Origin of the sequence: Enterococcus sp. HY326, from assembly GCF_026157065.1 — a bacterium.
Classification (GTDB): domain Bacteria; phylum Bacillota; class Bacilli; order Lactobacillales; family Enterococcaceae; genus HY326.
Map to the genome: position 1 here is coordinate 244,818 of NZ_JANLGQ010000001.1, position 22,320 is coordinate 267,137.

General features: G+C 35.6%; 22 protein-coding genes. 4 read left to right on the forward strand and 18 right to left on the reverse strand.

Translation table 11 applies throughout. From position 1 onward, the window contains the following. Positions 1 to 9: 9 nt before the first annotated feature. The gene (locus tag ORH16_RS01210) at positions 10 to 420 is read left to right on the forward strand and encodes a hypothetical protein (protein ID WP_265455495.1); all 411 of its coding nucleotides are present in this window, start codon (positions 10 to 12) and stop codon (positions 418 to 420) included. Between the two features lie 250 nt (positions 421 to 670). Here ORH16_RS01210 and ORH16_RS01215 read toward each other — a convergent pair whose 3' ends face one another. The 3 genes from ORH16_RS01215 to ORH16_RS01225 are packed head-to-tail and all read right to left on the reverse strand — an operon-like array spanning position 671 to position 4,308. After that, positions 671 to 1,237 carry a class I SAM-dependent methyltransferase gene (locus ORH16_RS01215; RefSeq protein WP_265455497.1) on the reverse strand — a complete coding sequence of 189 codons (567 nt, stop codon included), beginning with the start codon at positions 1,235 to 1,237 and terminating at the stop codon, positions 671 to 673. 31 nt (positions 1,238 to 1,268) lie between these two features. Beyond that, complete coding sequence (locus tag ORH16_RS01220) at positions 1,269 to 3,602, reverse strand: ABC transporter permease (protein ID WP_265455499.1); 2,334 nt, start codon at positions 3,600 to 3,602, stop codon at positions 1,269 to 1,271. A 1-nt stretch (position 3,603) separates the two neighbouring features. Then, complete coding sequence (locus tag ORH16_RS01225; RefSeq protein WP_265455501.1) at positions 3,604 to 4,308, reverse strand: ABC transporter ATP-binding protein; 705 nt, start codon at positions 4,306 to 4,308, stop codon at positions 3,604 to 3,606. 198 nt (positions 4,309 to 4,506) lie between these two features. Here ORH16_RS01225 and ORH16_RS01230 point away from each other — a divergent pair, with 198 nt between their 5' ends. Beyond that, entirely contained in the window at positions 4,507 to 5,139 is a 633-nt protein-coding gene (locus ORH16_RS01230; RefSeq protein ID WP_265455503.1) for a TetR/AcrR family transcriptional regulator, read from the forward strand. 563 nt (positions 5,140 to 5,702) lie between these two features. On the opposite strand, the gene ORH16_RS01235 is transcribed toward ORH16_RS01230, so the two are convergent. The 10 genes from ORH16_RS01235 to ORH16_RS01280 all read right to left on the reverse strand — a co-directional run bounded on the left by ORH16_RS01235 (position 5,703) and on the right by ORH16_RS01280 (position 13,835). Then, complete coding sequence (locus tag ORH16_RS01235; RefSeq protein ID WP_265455505.1) at positions 5,703 to 6,911, reverse strand: FprA family A-type flavoprotein; 1,209 nt, start codon at positions 6,909 to 6,911, stop codon at positions 5,703 to 5,705. Between the two features lie 411 nt (positions 6,912 to 7,322). Continuing rightward, complete coding sequence (locus tag ORH16_RS01240; RefSeq protein ID WP_265455506.1) at positions 7,323 to 8,093, reverse strand: ABC transporter permease; 771 nt, start codon at positions 8,091 to 8,093, stop codon at positions 7,323 to 7,325. Then, positions 8,086 to 9,021 (reverse strand): ABC transporter ATP-binding protein, encoded by a 936-nt coding sequence (locus ORH16_RS01245; RefSeq protein ID WP_265455508.1) that lies wholly within the window; start codon positions 9,019 to 9,021, stop codon positions 8,086 to 8,088. The genes ORH16_RS01240 and ORH16_RS01245 overlap by 8 nt, the downstream gene beginning before the upstream one ends. A 192-nt stretch (positions 9,022 to 9,213) precedes the next feature. Next, positions 9,214 to 9,981: an SDR family NAD(P)-dependent oxidoreductase gene (locus tag ORH16_RS01250; protein ID WP_265455510.1), complete on the reverse strand. Its 768-nt coding sequence runs from the start codon at positions 9,979 to 9,981 to the stop codon at positions 9,214 to 9,216. Positions 9,982 to 10,614: 633 nt separating this feature from the next. Next, positions 10,615 to 10,779 carry a hypothetical protein gene (locus ORH16_RS01255; protein ID WP_265455512.1) on the reverse strand — a complete coding sequence of 55 codons (165 nt, stop codon included), beginning with the start codon at positions 10,777 to 10,779 and terminating at the stop codon, positions 10,615 to 10,617. Between the two features lie 344 nt (positions 10,780 to 11,123). Further along, positions 11,124 to 11,768, reverse strand: coding sequence for a pyroglutamyl-peptidase I (gene pcp, locus ORH16_RS01260; RefSeq protein WP_265455513.1), 645 nt, complete (start codon positions 11,766 to 11,768; stop codon positions 11,124 to 11,126). A 42-nt stretch (positions 11,769 to 11,810) separates the two neighbouring features. Further along, entirely contained in the window at positions 11,811 to 11,927 is a 117-nt protein-coding gene (locus ORH16_RS01265; protein ID WP_265455515.1) for a 5-oxoproline transporter, DUF979 family subunit, read from the reverse strand. Between the two features lie 160 nt (positions 11,928 to 12,087). Continuing rightward, a complete protein-coding gene (locus ORH16_RS01270) occupies positions 12,088 to 12,282 on the reverse strand; it encodes a hypothetical protein (protein WP_265455517.1) in 195 nt (64 codons plus the stop codon). A gap of 784 nt (positions 12,283 to 13,066) precedes the next feature. Continuing rightward, on the reverse strand, positions 13,067 to 13,192 hold the full coding sequence (locus tag ORH16_RS01275) for a hypothetical protein (RefSeq protein WP_265455519.1): 126 nt from the start codon (positions 13,190 to 13,192) through the stop codon (positions 13,067 to 13,069). Between the two features lie 115 nt (positions 13,193 to 13,307). After that, positions 13,308 to 13,835 carry a helix-turn-helix transcriptional regulator gene (locus ORH16_RS01280; protein WP_265455521.1) on the reverse strand — a complete coding sequence of 176 codons (528 nt, stop codon included), beginning with the start codon at positions 13,833 to 13,835 and terminating at the stop codon, positions 13,308 to 13,310. Between the two features lie 573 nt (positions 13,836 to 14,408). On the opposite strand from ORH16_RS01280, the gene ORH16_RS01285 reads away from it, so the two are divergent. Then, on the forward strand, positions 14,409 to 15,617 hold the full coding sequence (locus ORH16_RS01285) for a leucine-rich repeat protein (RefSeq protein ID WP_265455522.1): 1,209 nt from the start codon (positions 14,409 to 14,411) through the stop codon (positions 15,615 to 15,617). A 982-nt stretch (positions 15,618 to 16,599) separates the two neighbouring features. Here ORH16_RS01285 and ORH16_RS01290 read toward each other — a convergent pair. After that, the gene (locus tag ORH16_RS01290) at positions 16,600 to 17,616 is read right to left on the reverse strand and encodes a linear amide C-N hydrolase (RefSeq protein WP_265455525.1); all 1,017 of its coding nucleotides are present in this window, start codon (positions 17,614 to 17,616) and stop codon (positions 16,600 to 16,602) included. Between the two features lie 307 nt (positions 17,617 to 17,923). Here ORH16_RS01290 and ORH16_RS01295 point away from each other — a divergent pair, with 307 nt between their 5' ends. Next, the gene (locus ORH16_RS01295) at positions 17,924 to 18,337 is read left to right on the forward strand and encodes a hypothetical protein (protein WP_265455527.1); all 414 of its coding nucleotides are present in this window, start codon (positions 17,924 to 17,926) and stop codon (positions 18,335 to 18,337) included. Between the two features lie 508 nt (positions 18,338 to 18,845). On the opposite strand, the gene ORH16_RS01300 is transcribed toward ORH16_RS01295, so the two are convergent. The 4 genes from ORH16_RS01300 to ORH16_RS01315 all read right to left on the reverse strand — a co-directional run bounded on the left by ORH16_RS01300 (position 18,846) and on the right by ORH16_RS01315 (position 22,293). After that, positions 18,846 to 19,250, reverse strand: coding sequence for a VOC family protein (locus tag ORH16_RS01300; RefSeq protein ID WP_265455529.1), 405 nt, complete (start codon positions 19,248 to 19,250; stop codon positions 18,846 to 18,848). 114 nt (positions 19,251 to 19,364) lie between these two features. Further along, the gene (locus ORH16_RS01305) at positions 19,365 to 19,817 is read right to left on the reverse strand and encodes a GNAT family N-acetyltransferase (protein ID WP_265455530.1); all 453 of its coding nucleotides are present in this window, start codon (positions 19,815 to 19,817) and stop codon (positions 19,365 to 19,367) included. Between the two features lie 267 nt (positions 19,818 to 20,084). Then, entirely contained in the window at positions 20,085 to 20,930 is an 846-nt protein-coding gene (locus tag ORH16_RS01310) for an aldo/keto reductase (protein ID WP_265455533.1), read from the reverse strand. A 16-nt stretch (positions 20,931 to 20,946) separates the two neighbouring features. Further along, complete coding sequence (locus tag ORH16_RS01315) at positions 20,947 to 22,293, reverse strand: MFS transporter (protein WP_265455534.1); 1,347 nt, start codon at positions 22,291 to 22,293, stop codon at positions 20,947 to 20,949. Positions 22,294 to 22,320 lie beyond the last annotated feature (27 nt).

Here is a 22,320-nt window from a genome sequence, read left to right on the forward strand (position 1 = left end):
GGTGAGCAAATGAGAAAACTTGTCCCTAATGAAAAACTTGATTTGCTGTATTCGCTTGTTTTATTTTTAATCGGCGTTATCTTGTTATTACTAGTGAAATTTATTTACCCAAGTATCGGCTTTTTCAGCTTCTTCATCCTATTTAATCTGAGCTGCCTGCCCTCAGCTTTTCGCCGTAAACGCCAGATTAAAAATATCCAGCAGTTAGCCGCCAAGCTTGATTTGTCATTAGCAGAGGTTCGTAGGATGCTGAATCTTCATCAGTATGACTTAACCGACTGGAGTTTCAACGGCTCCTTTGTCTCTGTCCGCAAAATTTATCGCTTGGAATATTTGTTGGAAAAAGAATATCTTTTGACCTTCGGCACAGAATTTGTCTATCAAAAACCAAACGAAAAAGTATCTCATAAACCTGCTTAGAAAAAACCATTCCCAATTATTTTTGGAAATGGTTTTTTACGGTAAGATTAAGTAAACAATCTCTAAATTTTATTGCCAGAAACTCTCAAACTTGAACTTTTCATTAGTAAAATCACCGTTAAATATTACTCTGGCGGCTGTTCAATGCTTCTAGCGAATAATAGAAGTGGGAAACAGACCTTCAAATCTTAGCCAAGTTTAGAAATCTTGTAAGTTTTTCAAAAAGATTCCTCCGATAATTCACTAATTGTCAGACTCCATAGATAGTGAAGGACTCTTTTGGCTTTAAAGCGACGGAACTTGCTTTTAAGGAATAACCAGCTGATGTCATAATCTCTTGTATAGTCCTTTCCTCAGTGCAATGCCCCGTCCTTCCCTCAACATACTTTAGATTTGGCAAAAACTCCACAATAGCGATACGCCCAGAATCATTTAGTTTTCTTTTCAAATTTGCAAAGTATTGCTGTGGAGTTGTCAAATCGTGAAACATATTGCGCATAAAAAATAAATCAACGCTATTGTCTCCTAGCGGTAAGGAATTATCCTCTGTATTTACTAATAAGGTGCGAATATTTTTTAGGTTCTGCTTCACAGACTGCCTTTCAATAAAGTCTAAATGACGCTGATCCACATCAATCGCTACTACTTCATTTCCCAAGTTAACTTTTGCAAATTGGTAGCTAAAATGGCCCCCGCCGGCTCCAATATCGACAATAGTTTGCCTATTTTTTATGTCAAGTTCCGTGATAATCCTTTCGCTATTACCTTTAGCCTGCCTATTTAAATAATGAAGCAGCAAATCATACGTAACTGTCATAGTCGCTCCTTTCATGGTTAAGAAATTTTTTCTATTCAACGCTTTTTAGCACACCAATCATATCAACATTTTTGACTTTCGCTTTTAAAAGCAAATTGCATAAAAAGGTCACACTCATTACAATGGCCCCCGCCAGCAATAAAATCCAATAAGGCAGGTTTGTTGGCATTGACTGTAGGTCAGTAGTTAGCGCCTCGATAAAATTTTTAAATAGTGGGTTTGCAATCGGCAATGAGAGAACAACCGCCCCAAGAGCAATCATAAAGTTCTCCTTAAACACCAATTTATTTACTTTAACTTTTGAATAGCCTAGTACTTTTAGTGTTGCAATATCACGATTTCTATCAAAAATATTAATCGAGGAAATATTGTAGATAGTCGCAATTGTCAAAAAAATTGCGCACAACAAGAAAATGATTACCATCGGAACGGTTGTAGATAATACTGCAGCCATATTTGACTGAATATCTTCATTTGTTGAGTAAATTACATCCGCATCTATTGCTTTGATGTCATCAATTAGTGCAGTTTGCCTATCCTCATCTCCCGTACTTATTAATAGGGTTGTTGGCGTGTAGTCTATTCCTAGTGTGTGTAGATAAATATTACTAGTAATAAGGAAGTTATTTGAATATTGTGTTGAAATATCTGTAATTTTTGTCTTGATGGTCAGACCAGCTTGATTTATAAAAGTTAACTCAATAAAATCGCCAACCTTTTTGCCAAGCTTTGTAGCATAGACTTCAGGAATGACAACCCCGTCTGTGAAATCGGATAGAACTTGATTTTCTGAGTCAAATGTTTTTAATAAATTTGCCCTTTGATTACTTACATACAAAGTTGTCGTAAGTGAGTCTGACTTACTCCCTATCTCAATCGCCTGCACTTCCATCTGTTGGCTTTCTAACTTGTCATATTTCGATTGCAGCTGGCGTTCAATTGTAACAGCTTTTGCAGAAGTGATGTTTAAATCATAGGTATTAACCTCATGAACTTCTCGATTGACGACTGTATTCATGGCGTTATAGTAGCCAAATGCGAATACAATCATGATGAATGAAAGCATTAATCCAAATAGATTTAGGAAAAAGCGTTTTTTGTTTAAAAAAAGATTTCTCACAATATACTTATTTCCATATGATAGTTTTTGCCAGACAAAGGGAATTTTTTCAAAAAGAATTCCTTTAGTATGTTTGGGAGGCAGCTGGCGAATTAACTCAGAAGGCTTTTCTTTTAGCACTTTTCTTGTGGATAAACCGATTGCCAACAGACCAAAAGTAAAAACAAGTAGAAAGGAAGGCAAAATAGTTGTCGGAGAAATAGTCACTTCGTAATTTGGTAAAGCATACATTGCGGCTACTTGCATGTCACCAATACGAATAAATGCAAAATATGCACCTAAACTACCCAAAATAGTCCCAAGCAAACTGCTTAAGAATGTGTACATAATATAGTACATTCTTATAAAACTAGGCTTTCTTCCCAATGATTTCATCACACCAATTTGTGTCCGACTTTGTTGAATCAGTCTTGTCATCGAAATAAAAGTAATGATTGCAGCCACTGCAAAAAACAAAATCGGAATGACTTTACTCAAACTCTCATCGGTTGTAATTAGACCTTGTAAATTACTATAAGCTGTTGAATCTTCAGAAATTGAACTGGCAATATAGCTACTCTGATATTCCTCAGAAATGGATTCTACTAACTTGCTCCTATCTCCATCAGCTTTTATAAGAACTTGGTTGTATTCAATTCCCTTCGAGAGTGATTGAGCCATTTCCTCAGAGATATAAGCTACACCATACGTCCTTGGTTGCGGTGTTAAATCCGAACCAGCAACCTTCATTACAAATTCAGGATTTTCGATAAGACCAGCAACTGTCAACTCTTCAATCTGGTCTGCAATTGTAACTGTCATGGTACTACCAACTTGATAGTCATGGGCGTTGGCATAGTCGCTATCAATTAAGATTTCAGCCTCCTTTATCTCAGTATTGCCAGCAACCACATAGGATTGATTCAACTGTGAATTGTTTGAGGTAGAGAAAATATTCAATTCTGAAGTATAATCGTCAAATGTTTGCGTTCCTGCAAGAGATGTTCGCCCCTCAATCGTCTGAATACTTGGATATTCTTCGGCGATTTTTTCAATGGTCGCTTGATCTATAGTTGAAAAAGTCAATGTTACATCGCTCAACTGATAGTCCTCATAATAGTCTTGAGTATATGTTTTTAAGCTACCTGCAACACTCGCTAGACCAACATAGAGAAAAGCGCCAATAGCAACAATTAGCACAATCGTAACAAATTGTGCCAAATTGCCTTTGATATCTCTCAATAATTTTTTTAATAAACCTTTCATCCTACCACTCCAACTCCCCAACAGAAATTTTATTCGTATTCAATACAATTTTCTCCACTTGGCCACTTCTAACGTGAATCACCTTGTCCGCAATTTGAGCAATTGCTGAATTATGAGTAATCAATACCACGCATTTTCTCATCGTCTGGTTTAGCTCACTAATTAGCTGTAAAACTTCTTTTCCCGTCTCGTAATCAAGCGCCCCAGTTGGTTCATCACACAATAAGATAAGGGGATTTTTAGCGATTGCCCGTGCAATTGAGACTCGCTGCTGCTCACCACCTGAGAGTTGGGAGGGAAAATTGTTCAAACGATGACTCAGCCCTACTTTTTGTAAAATCTCTTTAGGATCAAGTGCATCATTTGCCACATCTGAAGCAAATTCAACATTTTCTACAGAAGATAGATTTGAAATTAAATTATAAAACTGAAAAACAAAACCAATTTTTTCAGCACGATAATTAGTCAATTCTTTATCCTTGAATGAAACAATGTTGTTGCCCTCCACAAGAATTTCTCCACTCGATACCGTGTCCATTCCACCTAAAAGATTTAGAATGGTACTTTTTCCTGCCCCACTAGCCCCCAAAACAACAATAAACTCACCGTGATCAATAGAAAATGTAACATCCTTGACTGCCTCAATCTCTTGATTTCCTACACGATATTTTTTTGATACTTCTTTAAACTCAATCATACTAGCCATGCTTTAACCACCATTCAACTTTATTTTTATATTTCATACTTCATAAATACAATTAATATTAAACTTCATATTTCACCTTTAGTCAACTTTTTCATGAAATATATATAAAAATATTTCATTTTGTCTGAATTATTTGGTAGTTTGTTTAAGTTAGAAATATATGGTATTCTTTCTTTGTTCAAAGAAAGGTGTTGTCCTATGGAATCTAAAAGAGAAACGATAATCTTTGCAGCATTAAAATTGTTTGGTCAAAAAGGCTTTGCTAAAGTGACCATAAAAGAGATAGCTGCCGAAGCCAAAGTATCTCAAGTCACCATTTATAATAATTTCAATAACAAGGAAACGCTGGCAGAGGAATGTACGAATGTCTTGTTTGATAAAATTGAATCTATCTCAGAGGAAATTTTGCAAGAAGAGTTACCCTATCCAGAGAAACTAAATAAAGTTCTAAAGGCCTGTAATAGTGAAATTGCCCAATCAATCACCCACTATTTCAGCTCTCAATCACTAGAGGATCCTAAGCTGACGGCAGTATTGGAAAGTGCCATCACCAAACGAAAAGATGCCATTTATTTAAAATATCTTGAATTAGGTTATTCAATGGGCTATATCAACCCAGCTATTGCTAAAGAGTCAATCATCGCTTTGATGAATACAATCAATTATGTTAGAAAAATGGATTTTCAAGACCTCGATCAAGATAAACTAACCGAGGATTTACAGCAGCTTTTCCTCTATGGGATTATTGGTGTCAAGCCTGATAAGGAACGAGAATTGGATAACGATGTATTATTAACTCTACTAGCTGACCAGGTTAGAAAAAGACTTTAAGCAGCATCCCTAAAGTCTCTTTAGATTCTAATGCTGGACGAAAATAGGGGGTTACAACCTCCAAATTTTTTCATAATAGATAGCACCTTCTAGGCTGAAAAGTATTAGAAGGTGCTATTTGTGGCAGCAAATAATAAGTTCATCAACTCATTAATTTTAGCTGGCTTCAAGCTTTTCAAGTAAAAATTTTACAAAAATTGGTTTGATTTTTAGCATTCGTTTTCTGTGAGAATTAATTCTTTTATCAAAAATTGAGTTTGTTTGAGTTTCTTACCATGAAATCCTATGACTTGCTTCAATCAAGAAAGCGAAAATCTAATTTTAAAACAGGTTTTGGAAACTAAAACAATTATTCCCTTCCCAGACAGCATTTAGTAGGAATTTGCCACAAAAAAAATACCTACCAAAAATACATGGCAGGTATTTTAAACAAATTAGTAGTTTTTGAACTAAGTTTAAAAATTTATTCTCTGAAAAAATTTGAGATGCTTGTAAAACCCAATAAATTACCAAGACGACCATAAGTCTCACAGCCATTGGTCGAGGATAAAGAATTAATAATTTTAAGCGGATACTGAAGCAGCAATCCCTGCCGCTAACTGATCAAACTCATTTTTTTGCGTTTCTGAGAGCGTAGTAGATAACGTGATTGGTTCCGCAATATTTTCCCAATTCTTGAACTCTGCGAAAAATTGGGTTAGTTGCTTAGTCGCAGTTGGTGACCAACTACCGTTTCCAATTAAGGCATATTTTTTATTTTGAATATCCAATTGCGCCATCTCATCTAAAAAAGCTTTCATTGGCGGAAAAATATTTAAATTATAAGTCGAACTGGAAATAATCACATGCGTGAACTTAAATATATCTGCAATAATATATGAAGGATGCGTTTTAGAAACATCATAGATTCGTAAATCAGTGACGCCTAAATTTGAAAGTCGAGTTGCTAAATAGTCAATTGCCGATGCAGTATTACCATAAATCGAGGCATAAACAAGTACCACTCCTTTTTTTTCAGGCTCATAAGCACTCCACTTGGTGTAGCGATCCCAAAGGTAAGAAGTATCTTTACGCCAAATAGGACCATGCAAAGGAGCAATCATCTGAACATCAAACTCACTAACTTTTCCCATTGCCTTTGTTACCTGTTTTCCATATTTTCCTACGATATTTGTATAATAGCGTCGGCATTCTTCACCATAGAGAAGGTCATAGTCTAGTTCATCGGCAAATAAATTTCCGTGAAGCGCTCCAAATGTTCCAAAAGCATCAGCAGAGAATAAAATCTTTTCGGTTTTTTCATAAGTAAACATCACTTCAGGCCAATGAACCATTGGGGCAAAAATAAAGGTTAACTCATGTTTTCCTAAAGAAAGTGTATCGCCTTCTTTCACTTGATGATAATTCTCTTTCAAATCGACTTGCGGGTAGAACTGATCAAGAAAGTTTAAGGCTTTTTTATTGGCAACAATTTTGCCGTTGGGATAAAGGCGACTCAATTCAACAATATTTCCGCAATGGTCTGGTTCCATATGATTGACCACAATATAATCTAAATCTCGACCAGCCAATGCCCCCTGAACATTTTCTAAAAATTGTTCAGTTACAGATGAATCAACTGTATCAAGAATCGCTGTCTTTTCATCGTTAATCAAAAACGAGTTGTACGAAATACCATTGGGCAATGGAAAAATATTTTCAAATTTCTCCAGCCTTCGATCATTACAACCAACATAGTGAATAGATTCCGTAATATTTTGAACAGTTTGCATATAAACACTCCTTTTATTTCTTCGAAAGCCTTTACATATGATTGTACACTTCTTCACTAGCTCTGAAAAGAAAAGAGTAAAACTTTTTTAATACCACATCAAGCATGGAAATATTGAAAGGTATAATTTGAGCTTTTTGCTATCAATTTTTCGGTGAGTGATTCATTTATATTTGCTAAGCAACTTTGAAGCTTAATGTCATTCCCATAAAAGCATCGGATATCTCTAGTCTAAAACAGGGATGAAATAGGTTATGTTTTTTCACATCGGCTTTAATAATCGCAATTATTAGGTACTCAAATCATCTATTCAAATGTCTTTTCCCAAATAAATACCCGCCAGATTAGAATCTGGCGGGCTATTACAAGCTATTTCTTATAAAGTTCATTACGAGAATAAAGGTATAGAAGATTAACTTCTCAACCCTTTGCCAGTACGAATCAAATAATAGCAGGCAGTGTAAAGAACCAGAACGAATAAAACTAATATTAAAATCGAAATTGTTATCGGCACGTCCTCTGTACCCAAAAAGCCGTACCTAAAACCAGAGATCATATAAACAATTGGATTGATTTTTGAAATAGTTTGCCAAATTGGTGGCAGCATTGAGATAGCATAGAACACGCCACCTAAGTAAGTCAAAGGCTGCAAGATAAAGGTTGGGACAATGGATACATCATCAAAGGATTGTGCGAAAATACCATTGAGTAATCCCGCCAATGAAAATAGAATTGCTGTCATTAATAATGTCAACACAACAATAACCCATGAATGAACATTGAGGGGCACGAACAATAGGGAAACTATTGTAACAAATGTGCCGACCAGCAAACTTCTCCCCACGCCACCAAGAACAAAACCCCAGATGATAACATGTGGTGGTACTGGCGCCACCAATAATTCTTCGATATTCTTTTGTAGTTTTTGTGAGAAAAATGAAGAAGAAACATTTGCATAAGAACTAGTAATAGCTGACATCATAATCAAACCCGGTACAATAAATTCCATGTAGGAAAAACCACCCATATCGCCAATTCTGCCACCTATCATTTTCCCGAAAATGATAAAATATAATGAGGTGGTAATCACTGGTGGGACTAGAGTTTGCACCCAAATGCGCATATAGCGGTTCGTCTCCTTGACTGCGAGACTTTTTAAAGCTGTAAAATAGAGACTAAGCATCATTTTCCTCCTGCAGATTTTTCTCTTCTGTAATTTTTAGAAATAGTTCTTCTAGACGATTCGATTTATTGCGCATGGATAAGACCTTCAACCCTTGATTGCTGAGCTGGCTGAAAATATCATTTACTCCTTGATTTCGCTCCACTTCAACCGCTAAGGTCAGCTCATCTTCTAAAAGATAGTTGTACCCAACTATTTCAGGCGTTTTTTCAGAAGGGGCTAAGTCAAAAATAAATGTTTCAAACTGTAATTTTGATAAAAGATTTTTCATACTAGTATTTTCAATAAGCTTCCCCGATTGAATAATACCAATATTTCGACAGAGCATTTCTGCCTCTTCTAAATAATGGGTTGTTAAAATAATCGTGGTGCCATTTTCGTTTAGCTCTTTTAAAAACACCCACATTTCCCGTCGAAGTTCAATATCCACTCCTGCAGTCGGTTCATCTAAAATCAATAGGTGCGGCTCATGCATCAATGCTCGAGCAATCATTAGCCGGCGTTTCATCCCCCCAGAGAGCATGCGAGCACGTTCATTGCGTTTTTCCCATAAATTGGATTGCTTTAAATACTTTTCACTACGTTTTAGAGCTTCCTTTCGGGGAACACCATAATAACCAGCTTGATTCACCACAATTTGTTGCACAGTCTCAAAAGGATTAAAATTAAATTCTTGTGGTACTAAGCCAATCTGCTGTTTTGCCCTTTCCAAATCGGTATCAATATCATATCCATAAACAGTTACTTTTCCGGCCGTTTTATTGACTAATGAAGTGATAATGCCGATTGTCGTTGATTTACCAGCGCCATTCGGTCCCAAAAGAGCATAAAAGTCGCCTTTTTCAACTTGTAGGTCAATTCCCCTTAACGCTTTTACTCCCGTATCATACTCTTTTTCTAAATTCTCTATTTCAAGTGCATAAGTCATTCATATTTCTCCTCATTATTAAATCAATTATTGCTTTGTAAAGTCACTAAAGCAGTATTCATATCATTCTAACAGATTATTCTTTGACTTTATAACCAAATGAGTTTAGCCTTTTAGTCTAATCAAAGATTCCATAAAAATGTCAGCCATCGTTCCACGCAAGTTAAGCTATACAAGGACTACTCAACAAAACTATTTTGAGCTTTCGAAACCGATTTTTTCAAATATCCCATCTACAAGACTAAATGTCATTTCATCACGATTGACTTTACCCAAAACCTTATCGCTATTTACTAATTCAAGTAAAAAGTCAGCCATCTGATCAGCGGTATGATATTGAGGAAAAGTTTCTTGATAGTTCACTGTCGAAACATTTTTAGCGACGGCTTCAAAATTAGTTTCAACGGGCCCCGGTGCTAAGATTTTCACTTTTAGCAGATGCTTATTCACCTCTAATTCTTTAGCCAAGCCTTCAGTAAAAGCACTGACAAAAAATTTACTAGCTGAATAGACCACCGACTCATTAAAAATTGAATAGCCCGCCAAAGAACCAACATTGACTAAAGTTGTTCCTGCTACATCTCTGTATTGTGCCACAAATTTTGTAGATAAATAAACCAAGGCCTTAATATTCAAATCAATCATCTCACTGATGTCTTCTAAATCCATCTGCTCTACAGTTGTCTTCTTGCCAAAGCCTGCATTGTTCACAAAGGTTTCAATTTGATAGTCACCTAAACTGGCCCAAAACTCTTTTACCTCTTGTTCTTTAGACAAGTCAACACTTTTTACAATGATGGAACTCTGACACTTACTTTCTAACTCTTTTTTGAGTTCCTTTAAAGCTGCTTCATTTCTAGCAGCTAGGATTAAATTTTTTCCTTCTTCAGCAAATTTAATTGCAGCAGACCGCCCAATTCCAGAACTAGCTCCTGTAATTACTGTATATTTTTTTATCACTTTATTGTCATCCCTTCACAAATTATTTCTTAGTTTTCCTGTATTCATCATTTTTCTTCGCTTAATGCTTAATTTACCTACTTCACAATCCCAAGTAGAAAATTGTAAGCTTCAACTTCATAATTTATCTGATTAGGTGAATACCCCTTCCTCCTGCAAATTATCATAAGGATACCTGTTCAAGTCCACTTTAAGTCAAGAGAAAAGTTTTAAGGCTATAAGCATTTTTTCTCCTTTACAATTTCGTGCAATGAAAACCATATATTTTTTGCTCAATACTGAAGGTTTATTGCGGTATATCTAAAAAAACGGCTGTACCCTTGGTTAGAATAGAGCCGAACTTTTACGAAGAATATCTAGTAAATTTGAATTTGCGAAGAAGATCCACTAGGGCACAGGAACAAAGACAATATAGTTTAGGATTCCATCTGTCATAAAACTAATGTCACAATCCCTTGCTTCTCATTTGAGATACTGTAATTTTTGAAACTAAAAATTAATGGCCTTATTTTAACAGCTAGATAGTCTAGCTATGCAATTACCTTTTTATAAAAAAAAGCCCACCAAACATTAATTTGGCGGGATATATTGGCTTGTCAGCAATCTGCGAACTAGTTATTAATTTTTTGGTAGCTATTTTCCTAACAAAAATAAAACACTTTTAATTAATACAGGTATGCAAACAATGCCGATACTAATTGATGTGAGCTGAGCGGTGCGCATATTTTTTTTGAAAAGTTTCTCGTTCATTTCTTTTATTTCTTCTTGCTCGAAATCTGTTCTCCCATTGTTTTCCATACGTTACCCTCCATTTGAAAGTATACTTACTTTAAAAAAAGTATAACAAAACATCCGTATCGTTAACAGAGCATACTATTGAATATTTCGCTATCTACTGTTATCTACAAAGTCAGTAATGTTAAGATTTATTATTTAGACCAATGAATTAACTGCCTTTTTCACAAGAAAACACCCACCATGCGTTAGTCTTGCCGACTACTTTTTCTAATGGTCATTATGTGAGATAACTAAAATTCTTTGTAAAAAGCTACAGAACTTCCTTTGTCACACGAAGTAAATCCGAATTTCTCATAAATAGGAGGTTTCTGAACTTAAAAATAAATTTATTGGTGCCCTACTTCCTAATGTATAGTCCCTAAATTTAATTCAATATCCTCATTGTTCATAACGGCAGCCGCAATCCCATACTCAATCGTTTTAGCGATGATTTCGATTGACATTGAAGGTACATTTACTGCTTTTCCAACGGTTTGACTAGGTTCAAAGGGCACATGAATGAAACCACCCTTAATTCCTAAGTTGTTTTTCTCAATCGTATAAAGTAAATTGTACATAATTTCATTACAAACAAAGGTACCTGCACTGTATGAAATATAGGCAGGTAGGCCATGGTCGCTAGCGTTTTTCACCATTGCCTTAAGTGGTAAAGAGGTGAAATATGCATTTTTCCCATCGGCTTGAATGGCTTGGCCTAAAGGTTGGTTGCCTTTATTGTCAGCAATCCGGGCTTCAATTAAATTAATCGCGACATGTTCAAAAGAAACTGAAGCACGACCACCAGCTTGTCCGACACAAATGACAATGTCTGGCTTTTCGGCATGAATCATAGCTGCAACCTTCTCGCTACTTTCTCCAAAAACAGTCGGTACTTCTAATTTTACAATTTCTGCACCAGCAATTTCTTCTGGCAATAATTTAACAGCTTCAAAAGCTGGGTTTACTTTGTCTTCACCAAACGGATCGAATCCGGTAACTAATACTTTCATTTTCTTAATACCTTCCTTAACTAAATAGAATCATATAAAAATTTAAAAAACTAACATAAACAAGGCCATCGCAACTTGATTTTTGATTACGCCGTACCTGGCCTTCATTCCAAAAATAGATACTGGAATGATATTAAAATTGGCTACAATTGGTTTCATCTAGTTATCGCGAAAACCACAATCTAAAGTGACCATTCCAATTAAAGCAAGGTATGGCACCATAGGCAAATACAAATAGCCCACCTTTCTGACCGTCATCACGTAATCGCCAAGGAGGATTATGCCGACTTAAAAGTTCTTACTAAACTATAAGTTTCAATCACTTCTTTTTATAAAAAGCAAGGATATAAAAAAATAACGGGATAAGTATTTTTCCAGATAGTATCAAATACTTAAAAAAATTAACTCCCAGCGGGCTTAAGTTTCCTATAACCAAGTCAACTATTGCAAATACAGTCAATACAAGTGGCACAATAAGCGCCCATGGGCGAACAATCAATTTATTATGAATCATAACTAACCTCCTCCAACCTTTTAACTATACAATATAAGAGCTTAGTATTAGCTTGGTATAACTTGATTTATGTGAACCTTTAAAAATCCATCTCAAAAATTTCCGATTTTGATTTGCATGGAAAACAATTAATCCACCAAGAATTGTTTTGATGGCTAGCGATTTTTCTGAGTCAATAAAATCGTCTCTCCAAAATAAAATTTCTATCCTACTGAACATATTTTTTAAAAAACGATTTCGCCCAATAACCATATACTAATGAGCATAAGAACACAATGCCTACCAGTAGGAAGAGATTAGCACTACTCTTGAAAATTAAGAAGAGTAAGATTAATAATACCGTAAATAGAATGAAGAATGTTCCCGCAAAAAGAGTAAAGACATAATTCTTCTTATTCCAGGAACTATAATTGTGGAATTTCCTATATAAAAATGTCCCTATTAATCCAAAACGCAAAAAAATCGCAGAATTACTTGGTTTTATTTCCATGAATTAGCCCTCTTTTCTAACTTTGTTATTGTAAAATGGCAATGTCTTAAGCACTCCTGATCATGTTTAAAATCTATTCTCAACTTATGTGAACTTGATGTTTTATAATAACGTCTTCATTTTTCTTCTGACACATAATGACACTGAGCCTATATTTTGAAAAAATGTTTCTTATAAGGTTTTAGTTATTTTGTCTTTTTAAAAACGACCGTCTACTTTTCCTTAATAATCGAAACAGTACAGGAGTCAAAGCAATTGAAATAGTTCCTATAATCATGGTTAATATAAAACTGTCTATAAAAAAATGCTAATCATAGCACGATTAATAAGATTGGCAATGTTAGAACCTACAAGAAAAGCAAAAACTTTTTCGCTAGCAGAAGAATCTTCCCACCATTCTTCGAGAATTCCCTTTTTCATTAGCTTTTTCTCCTCCCTTTTCATTTTTTGTGACATAACAATCATACTCATACTTCTATTGGTAAAGCAAATCTTTTTGTCCCCATAAGACTACACCTGAAAAAGCTCTTTCAGTTTAGAAGATAAATTTCAAAGAAAGCACCGTTACACACACAATAACACCTATCACGACATACAAGGTGCTCATCCTATCACTTCGCTTAGATTCAAATTCAGTTCCTCTATACTGCCTTTTTTCTTTCATAAAATACAAAGCTCCATAGCCATTAGAAATAATAATTGCCAATAAGACAACATACATAGCGTCGCTCATGTAAAAAATGTTAGAAATTCCGGGTAAAAATAGAAATATGAATAATAAAATGTTGGTCAGCTCTGGTCCAAAAGTCAATGCTCGTTGCAATGCAAATGCTCTTTCTTTTTTCTTAATATCTTCCACGATATCTGATCCCTCCAATAATAAATTATCTAAAGATAAATCAAATAAATTTGCTAAACGTATGAGACTTTCGATATCAGGTAAAGTTTTTCCAGTTTCCCAATTGGAGATTGTTTTATTTGAGACAAATAGTTTATCCGCTAATTGTTGTTGGGTTAACTCATGCTTTTGTCGATTTTCTCGTAACGTTTGATTTAATTCCATTTATCTTCCCTCATACTTTATTATTCTTGGCATAATCTGTCTTTCCAATGTATTACATATTAGATAAAAAGTCATTAGAAAAAGATTTCTAATGTTGATTTAATAGGGTTTATTTAATTGCATGGAACCTAACTCACATGAACAAACCTAAAAAATTTAGACAAAGGGAAAAACCACTAGCGGGGACTAGTGGCCAAGGAGTAAAAATGAAAAAGTGCTTTAATTAGGTTTGTTTTATTGGGATGAGTTAACAATAGTCTGAAGATCTGAATTTTTTGTGGATTTAATTTTGTGAATGTCGAAAGTGTTTGTAGCGAATTTATGAAATCAATCATTAGATGACTAAAAGTCGTAATTAAAAATTTTAAAATATTATGTGACTAAAATGAAAAAGAATATAAAAAACAACTTCCCCCGTAAATCATTTATAAAATCCAAGTAAAAGTTTATTCATTTCTAAAGAAAAGCTATGAATAATTTATAATCTTTAGAATTACTTCGTGTTATAATAAATTCGATTTATAAAAAGGGAGTTAATCAGATGAAAAAAAAGGAAAATATGGGCTGGTTCTAGTGGTAGCATTATTGGGATTAACAAGTTTTGAAACGACGGCCAAAGCCCATACTGAAAACTTTTTCCGGTTATACAATTCGAATACTGGAGAGCATAGATACACTTATAGCCGTTGGAATCGTGATGACCTCATAGACATTGGTTGGCGGGCAGAAGGTGTCGGCTGGGTTAGCAATTCAAATGATGGATACACAAATATTTTCACCTTAAAAAATCCTGCTACAGATGAAGAATTTTATACAATTGATAAAATTGAGTATGATTATCTAAGTCTAATAGGTTGGGAAGCACTTGGTCCCGCAGCCTTAATGACCTCGGCTGACCAAAATATTGGCGTGCCGATATATCGTTTATACAATCCATATGAAAAGACCTTCAACCATCACTACACGGCATCAATTGACGAACGGGATTGGTTAGTCAGCTTAGGCTGGATTTATGAGGGGATTGCCTTTTATGGATCAGTTAGCGAAAATGAAAGTGTCTTTGAATATGTTATAGAAGATATTGGAGAAATAACTATTAAAGGATTGCTAACCCCCTCTACAATAACTGATCTTGTAATTCCCGATCAGATTACTGACAAAGGGTCTGCCTATCCTGTTACCAAAATTGATCTCGCTGCATTTGATGGAGACACACAACTCCAAACACTTACCATCTCAGATAGCATTCAAAGCATAGGTAGGTCAGCATTTGAAAACACTAAATCTTTACAGAAAGTAACTCTAGGTAGTGGAATTAAAACAATTGAATTTGCTGCATTTTCTGGTTCTGCCATAACCGAAATTACTATTCCAGATAACATAACAAGAATCGAAAGTTTCGCTTTTAATGATTCTTCTTTAGAACAAGTCACTTTGGGAGTAGGTCTAGAAATGATTGGAACCTATGCTTTTAGCAGTACTAATTTAACCGAGATTACTATTCCAGGTAATATAAAAAATATTGGATCTGGGGCTTTTTTTGAAGCAGAATCACTTCAAATGGTTACTCTTGACATTGAGATTGAAATAATCAATCAAGATGCCTTTTCTTCAACCGGAATAACAGAAATCACTATCCCAAATAGTGTAGCAAGTATTGGGGGAAATGCCTTTTATGATACCCCATTAGTTAGTATCAGCTTACCTGATAAATTCCAACCAACTTATGAGAATTTTCTCCCTGAAACACTAGCTTCTGAAAATATTCATTTCACTAGCTAGTCTGACCCCCGCCATGCAAAAAAGGCGGGGTTTTTGTCTTTACACTCACCCATACTGTTGCTGTCTCAAACTATCCGTGAAGGCTTGCTTACACAAGTTTTTTTGAATAAAAAAACTCTATTTAAGAGTTCAATGGTAGTTTGACCTCTCTATATTATAAATTCTGACAGTAACAAAAAAGCAACTAGAATAGCGTTTTATCCAAATACATGGAACTTAATTTTTGTTCCTTAAGGAATATAGTGAAATACTATTTGTTTGTCTATTAAATCCCACATCAATAGAATCTGAGTTTAAACTGAATTCATAATCAATGCTCTTCTTAACAAGACATTCCTCCTTTACCTTCAAGATTAGATGTAACCGTAAAAATACCGACACCAGAAGTTAGCCAAAAGGCTAATTTTTGGTGTCGGTAAAATAAGCTCAGTACATTTTTTTTGATGGACCTTACTCTTACTAGGTTAAAAAAATCATAACTCGCTCTATCTTTTATAAAATTTTTCTACTATTTCTTAGTTGCTATCAACACTGATTCAACAAAAATTGATATTAGAGGTTTTTTTGAGCTAAGTTTTTCAAAAAAGTACATAGCTTTTGCTAGCTACTTGGAAAATCTAGATACAAGGAAACAAAATCACTGATCAAACTTTCTTAAATAAACTGAAGCCTTAATTGAAAAAGCTTCCTTGCTGCGGTGAGAGTGTTACTGATTTTCTATGTTGTCTTTATCCTCTATTTAATCAAATCGAATAAATGTCCTCATCAAAACAACAAATACGTGTACGCTCTATTCGCTGAGTCTAATTAATTGAATTTATTGAATTTGATTTTCCGTAAGTCTAGTCTACAAAATCACTTCATGCTTACAAAGATTTCCATTATAAAATCCGAACAAGTCTCAAGCTTGTTTCTTAGCCGCTAACTTGTGCTAGCGGCTTTTTCCCAGTCAGCTAAAAAGCGACATCTATTTTCCTGCAGTCTATAGATAATAAAAATTATTATCTAAGTTGACTTCCTCATATGTGACGTTCTCAATTGTTGAATCTAAACTCTTCGCTGTAAAACAAAGTCCTTCTGCACTCTGAACGACCATGGTTCTATTCGACAAATCATAACCGGACCAATAACGAGTATAATCAGATATTGAGTCCGTCTCTTTTTGCTTGCCAATCCCTCTGGGAATAATAAACGGCCGGAAAACGGCATATAACGTTGTGAGGCCTTTTGCAGAGTCAAAAGAATCAATCATATTAGAAAAATAAAAGCTACGTATGAAACGAGAAGGTGACGTGTAATCTCCGGGCATTCCCAAAAGGCCAAAGCCGGTACCATTTTCAATTGGATTCAAAGTCACGTCATTTTTATAGTTTTTCTTTGCCACGTTGATATTTTCCAAACCTATATAATTGCGAATATTAGTTTTATGGTAATCATATTCAGGGCTGTTTGTCATCACACCGATATAGTCATACAATTTGAACTGCCCATTTAATACGGGTTCTAAAACAATCCCGTCGCCGGATTCATCGATAAAGGAATAATGTAACGGGTATTGGAGTTCAATCCCATTAAAATTATATGACTGATTAACCAGGGTATAATTAGAATAGGCTTTTCTTATTTCCGCAACCGAGCTGAAATTGGTTAAGATATAGGTTACAAATTCTTCTGCTAAAACCGGAGTATTGCCGCTTTCCAAAATCTTGTCTTTTTCACATCTGGTAGCTTCAATTAAGACTTGGGTATCTCCCACTAAACCGCATTCGTTAATACCATCATATAAAATGGTCGTATGATTGGTGCCAATTCCTAAAACCGAATACTTGCTAACCCAGTTATCCAATTGACTGGTTATCTCATAGTTTTTTGGAAATGAAACAACCTTTACATCTCCGTTTAACCCAGGGTCCTCGCCAAACATCGCCACATTTAAATCCATCGTTCTTCCAAAGAAGATTTTTCCATCTTCAGCAGTAAGTTTTATTCCTGTACACATAAAAATCCCTCCATCATTGTAAATTCTTTTTGTTTATTATACTCCATCATTCATTAATTTATAAAACCATATATCGAGACCAGACTGGCTCTTGTGTGAAGCAAACATATTTTTTAGTCAAAAATCTAAGGTAAAAATGACAATTATTACTAGGTTATTTATACTATAAGAGATACTTTAGTTTACTATTCAGCAAGAATGTTTAATTGGCAGCTTCAAGCCTAAGGCAAATTGTCATTCTATAACAATTTTCTGGTAAATAATTCAGAAGAAAATCATATGGATAAAGAAAAAAAAGGAGGAAATGATGAAGAGAAGTTCAAAAATTGAATGGGTGATAAACTGTGATGTCGCTAAAATATGGGCAGTGGTCACTAATAACACCGATTACCGCTGGCGCACTGACTTAAAGGAAATTCAGACTCTCTCGGAAACTGAATTTATTGAGGTCTCCAGTGATGGAACTCAAACAGCATTTCGTATTACAAAAAAAGTAGAACATCAGGAATATTGTTTTGCTATGAACAACAAACTCTTTTCCGGTGAATGGATTGGAAAGTTCACTCCAATGCCGGATGGTTTCACGAAATTAGATTTTATCGAACAGATTGAGATAGCTAATCCCTTGATTTATATTTTATCTTTTCCTATGCTGAATTTAAAAAAATTTCAAAGAAGTTATATGACAGATTTAGAAAAAAAGTTAGTAGATGAACAGTAAACGGGTTATCAAGAAATTTTTCATAGCAGTCTAAAAAGGGCTTTTGTCTTTCTATCACATGATAATCTGGATAAAGAAAAAGACGCTACCAGGGATTAAAGGTCAGAGACGCTAGTTCATTTTTCGACTATCTCCAGCTAGTTGCTTAGTGAGTTGCGTGCGACCAACCTTTTCCCAAAAAAATGTTTTCCTAAAAACAAAAAAGGAGCCCATCGGCGGAGACCGATGGGCTTAGGAGTAAAAAATGAAAAAGTGTTTTATTGGGTTTGTTTTATTGGGATGAGTTAATAATAGCCTGTAAATGTGAAGCTTCTATGTCCTTCCTATTGTAAAAGATTGAAAAAGCATTGTGATTTTGTGAAATCTGTTGTGAGCTGATTTATAAACCGGCTTGTTCTTTGCTAAAAAGTCCAAGGTCAGAGGTGTTTAGTTGGATAATTAGCTTGAGTTGTTAGAGCTTTCTTAACCATCTAAAATTAGCTGACAACCTAAAATAGGCTCATCAAATTTAAGTTTCTGCCTGATTATCACTATTGACCACCAGCTCGATTTTTAAGCGCTCGGGGTCTTCAAAAAAAGCTGCATAATAATCTTTCCCTCCAGCAAAAGGATAACCTTCTGCGTACAACTCATTGCAACCTGCTAAAAGCAGTTTTTGCCGCAGTTCATCAACCGCCTGCGGGCTAGCCAAGGAAAAAGCCAAGTGATTGAGGCCAATGTTTTTTCTGTGATAGCCATTTTTCACAAACTCTTTTTCTGCCTGTACAAAGACAATATACAAACCACCCATTTTATAACTAAATCCATCAGGCCACTCTTGAAAAAGCTTATAGCCTAGTTCTGACAGCAAAAAGCTATAAAATTTTTTAGAGCATTCTAAATTGCTCACATAAATTTCAACGTGATTGATCATCTGACTCACCTCGTGGAAAGTATTTTTAAGTTTTTTTTTCGACATCTAGGTAATCTTTCAAATCTGCATTTCAGCAAACTTTTTTCTGTTACTTAAAATGATTTGATTTACTAATCATAAATCCTTCATCATCTTAATAGTTTCTGTTTGATAGCCAAGCTTTTCATAAAAGGTAACAGCCTTAGTGTTTTGAGAAAACACGTTTAATCCGATTGCCGTATATTCATTCTCCATAGCCCACTTTTCTGCCAAACCTATTAGCTTCTGACCTATGCCTTGGCCTTCAGCCTCTTTACTGACTACCAGCCGAGAAATATACCCATATTCCTCGCCACTAATCCAATCAACTTCTGCTTGAAGCTGAATAAAACCCAGCAATTTCTTCCCATCCTTGACTGTCAAAATTAGTCCGGATTTATTTTTCAAGTCCTCTTCTAGCATGTTCACTTGTTTTTTTATAAATTTTTCTTTATCCACTCTTCTTGGTAACGAAAAATCAGCAAGTCTCAGAACAAGGTTGATTAATTCTGTCGTATCTGTAGTTTCATTATAGGTATCAATCTGCATTATTTTTCCCTCACAATTAAATTGGATGATTGTTCTTTTGGACACTCACAATTAAAAATTTACTTCTCTTCAATAAATGATAGCAAATCTTTTAGATCTTTTCTAAATGAACTCTTCATAGGCAATAAATTCCACGAGTATTTTCTATGTATCAAAAGAATTTATTTAGTTGACTAAAGGTTTACAAGTCTAAGGCAGAAAAAAACTACTACAAAATTTGAGTTAAACCAAATTTTATAGTAGCTTTTACAAATTATAACTAAAACTTTACTCAAACTGCCCTAAAATATCCAGCATCTTAGGATTATCATGTAAAACATCGCCAATGGAAGTCTTTTGATCCATGCCTTTGATTAAAGCCATTTCCTCAGTGGACAAAGTAAAGTCGAAAATGTCAAAATTTTCTTGAATCCGTGTCAGATGGCTAGCCTTTGGAATAGCAATGATTTTCCGCTGCATAAACCAGCGCAGGATGACTTGAGCTACCGTTTTATTGTGGGTACTAGCAATTGTTTTCAAAATGGAACTCTGAAGAATTTCTTCCTTGCCGCGACCTAAAGGACTCCATGCTTCTAATTGAACGCCGTCTTTAGCCAGCCATTCTTCGGCTTCCCATTGCTGATTTAAAGGATGAGTTTCTCTTTGAACCACCATCGGGGCAATCTCGTTGTGCTGCGCTAAGTCCCGCAGGCGGTCGGGATAAAAATTACTGACCCCGATTGCACGGATTAAGCCTTCTGTGTATAATTCCTCCATCGCCCGCCAAGCACCATAATAATCATTAAAGGGTTGATGGATTAAATACAAATCTAAATAGTCCAAGCCTAATTTTTCTAAGGAGAGCTTAAAGGCTTTTTTGGTATTTTCATAACCGGCATCTTTGTACCACAGCTTAGTTGTGATAAACAGTTCTTCCCGTGGTACACCGCTTTTTTTCAAGGCGGCGCCCACTTCTTCTTCGTTATAATAACGTGAAGCAGTATCAATCAGCCGATAGCCAACCTTGATTGCATCTAAAACCGCGGCCTCCGCTTCGCCGGGTTCGTTCATCAAAAATACGCCAAAGCCTAGTTTTGGCACTTGAACACCATTTCTTAACGTAATATATTCCATGTTTGCTTCCTCCGTATTAATTATTTTTTCGACTACCCCGATAAATAATGACCACAGCTGCGGCTAAAGACAAAATCAGCAGCAAGGTACACAGGATGATTTCCCGACGATAAGTTGCAACGGCACCAGTTATGCCGCTGGATAAAGTCGTAATCAAAGCCAACCCGACTGAACCACCCATTTGATGAATCGTGTTAACTAGTCCCGAAGCTGAACCAGCTTGGTCTTCAGAAGTTCCGATGACACCAAGGGAGGTCAACGGACTTAAAGTTAATCCTTGGCCAATACCGATGACCACCATTGGCAGGGCAACACCCAATAGATAACTTGTTTGCTCTGTTAAAAATAACGTCATGCCGTAACCTAATACAGATAACACTAAGCCAATAATTAAGATGCGGATGTTCCCATATTTTTCCGTCAAAGCAGCTGTTTGGTAAGAAAAGAAAAAGACAGCTAAGGTAAGCGGAAAAAAGGCAAAGCCTGTCAGCAGCGGTGAAAACCCAAAATGATTTTGCAATAACTGTGGCGTGTTAAACCAGTAAGTAAAGCTGGCAGCTGTAAATAAAAATCTAGCTAGATAAGCGCCACTGCGGCGTTTATCATAGAATAAATTCATTGGGACTAAAGGTGAGGCAATCTTATGCTCCACTAAGATAAACAAGATTAAAATGATTACGGCGCCGAGAATAATCGGCAGCTGATAAGCCTCCGCAGAAATACCATAAATCAAGGCAGACATGCCTAAGACGGATAGTAAACTGCCAAGCAAATCAATTTTGGCCTTCACGGCATGACTGCTTTCAATAAACTTTAAACTAGCCAAAATCAAAATAATAGCGATTGGCACATTGATAAAAAAACCATCCCGCCAACTAAAGACGCTGGCAAAAAATCCGCCTAACACGAGACCAATGCTGGCACCGATTCCAGCGGTGGCGCCATAAAGAGCAATCGCCTTAACCCGTCTTTGTCCTTGATAATTATCCAAAATCAAGGCCAAGGTCGCTGGAGCTAAAATGGCCGAGCCGATACCTTGGAAAAAACGAGCAATAATAATTTGAGCAGCAGAGCCCGCCATGCCAACGAATAACGAGGCAATCGCAAAAATCACCATGCCTAAAATAAACATCCGGCGGCGACCAAAAATATCGCTAGCCCGACCGCCAAAGAGCAGTAGTCCACCAAAGGTCAGCGCATAAGCATTGCTGACCCAGGTTAATTGCAGCGGATTTAAATTTAAATCTGCTGCAATTTGCACTGAGCCGGTGAATACAATCGAGTTATCTAATAAAATCATAAAGTAGCTGACTAAAATAATCGGCAAAATCCAATCAATTTTTCTAACGCTTGTTGTTTCCATGGGTGTCCTTATACTTCCTTCCAAGAG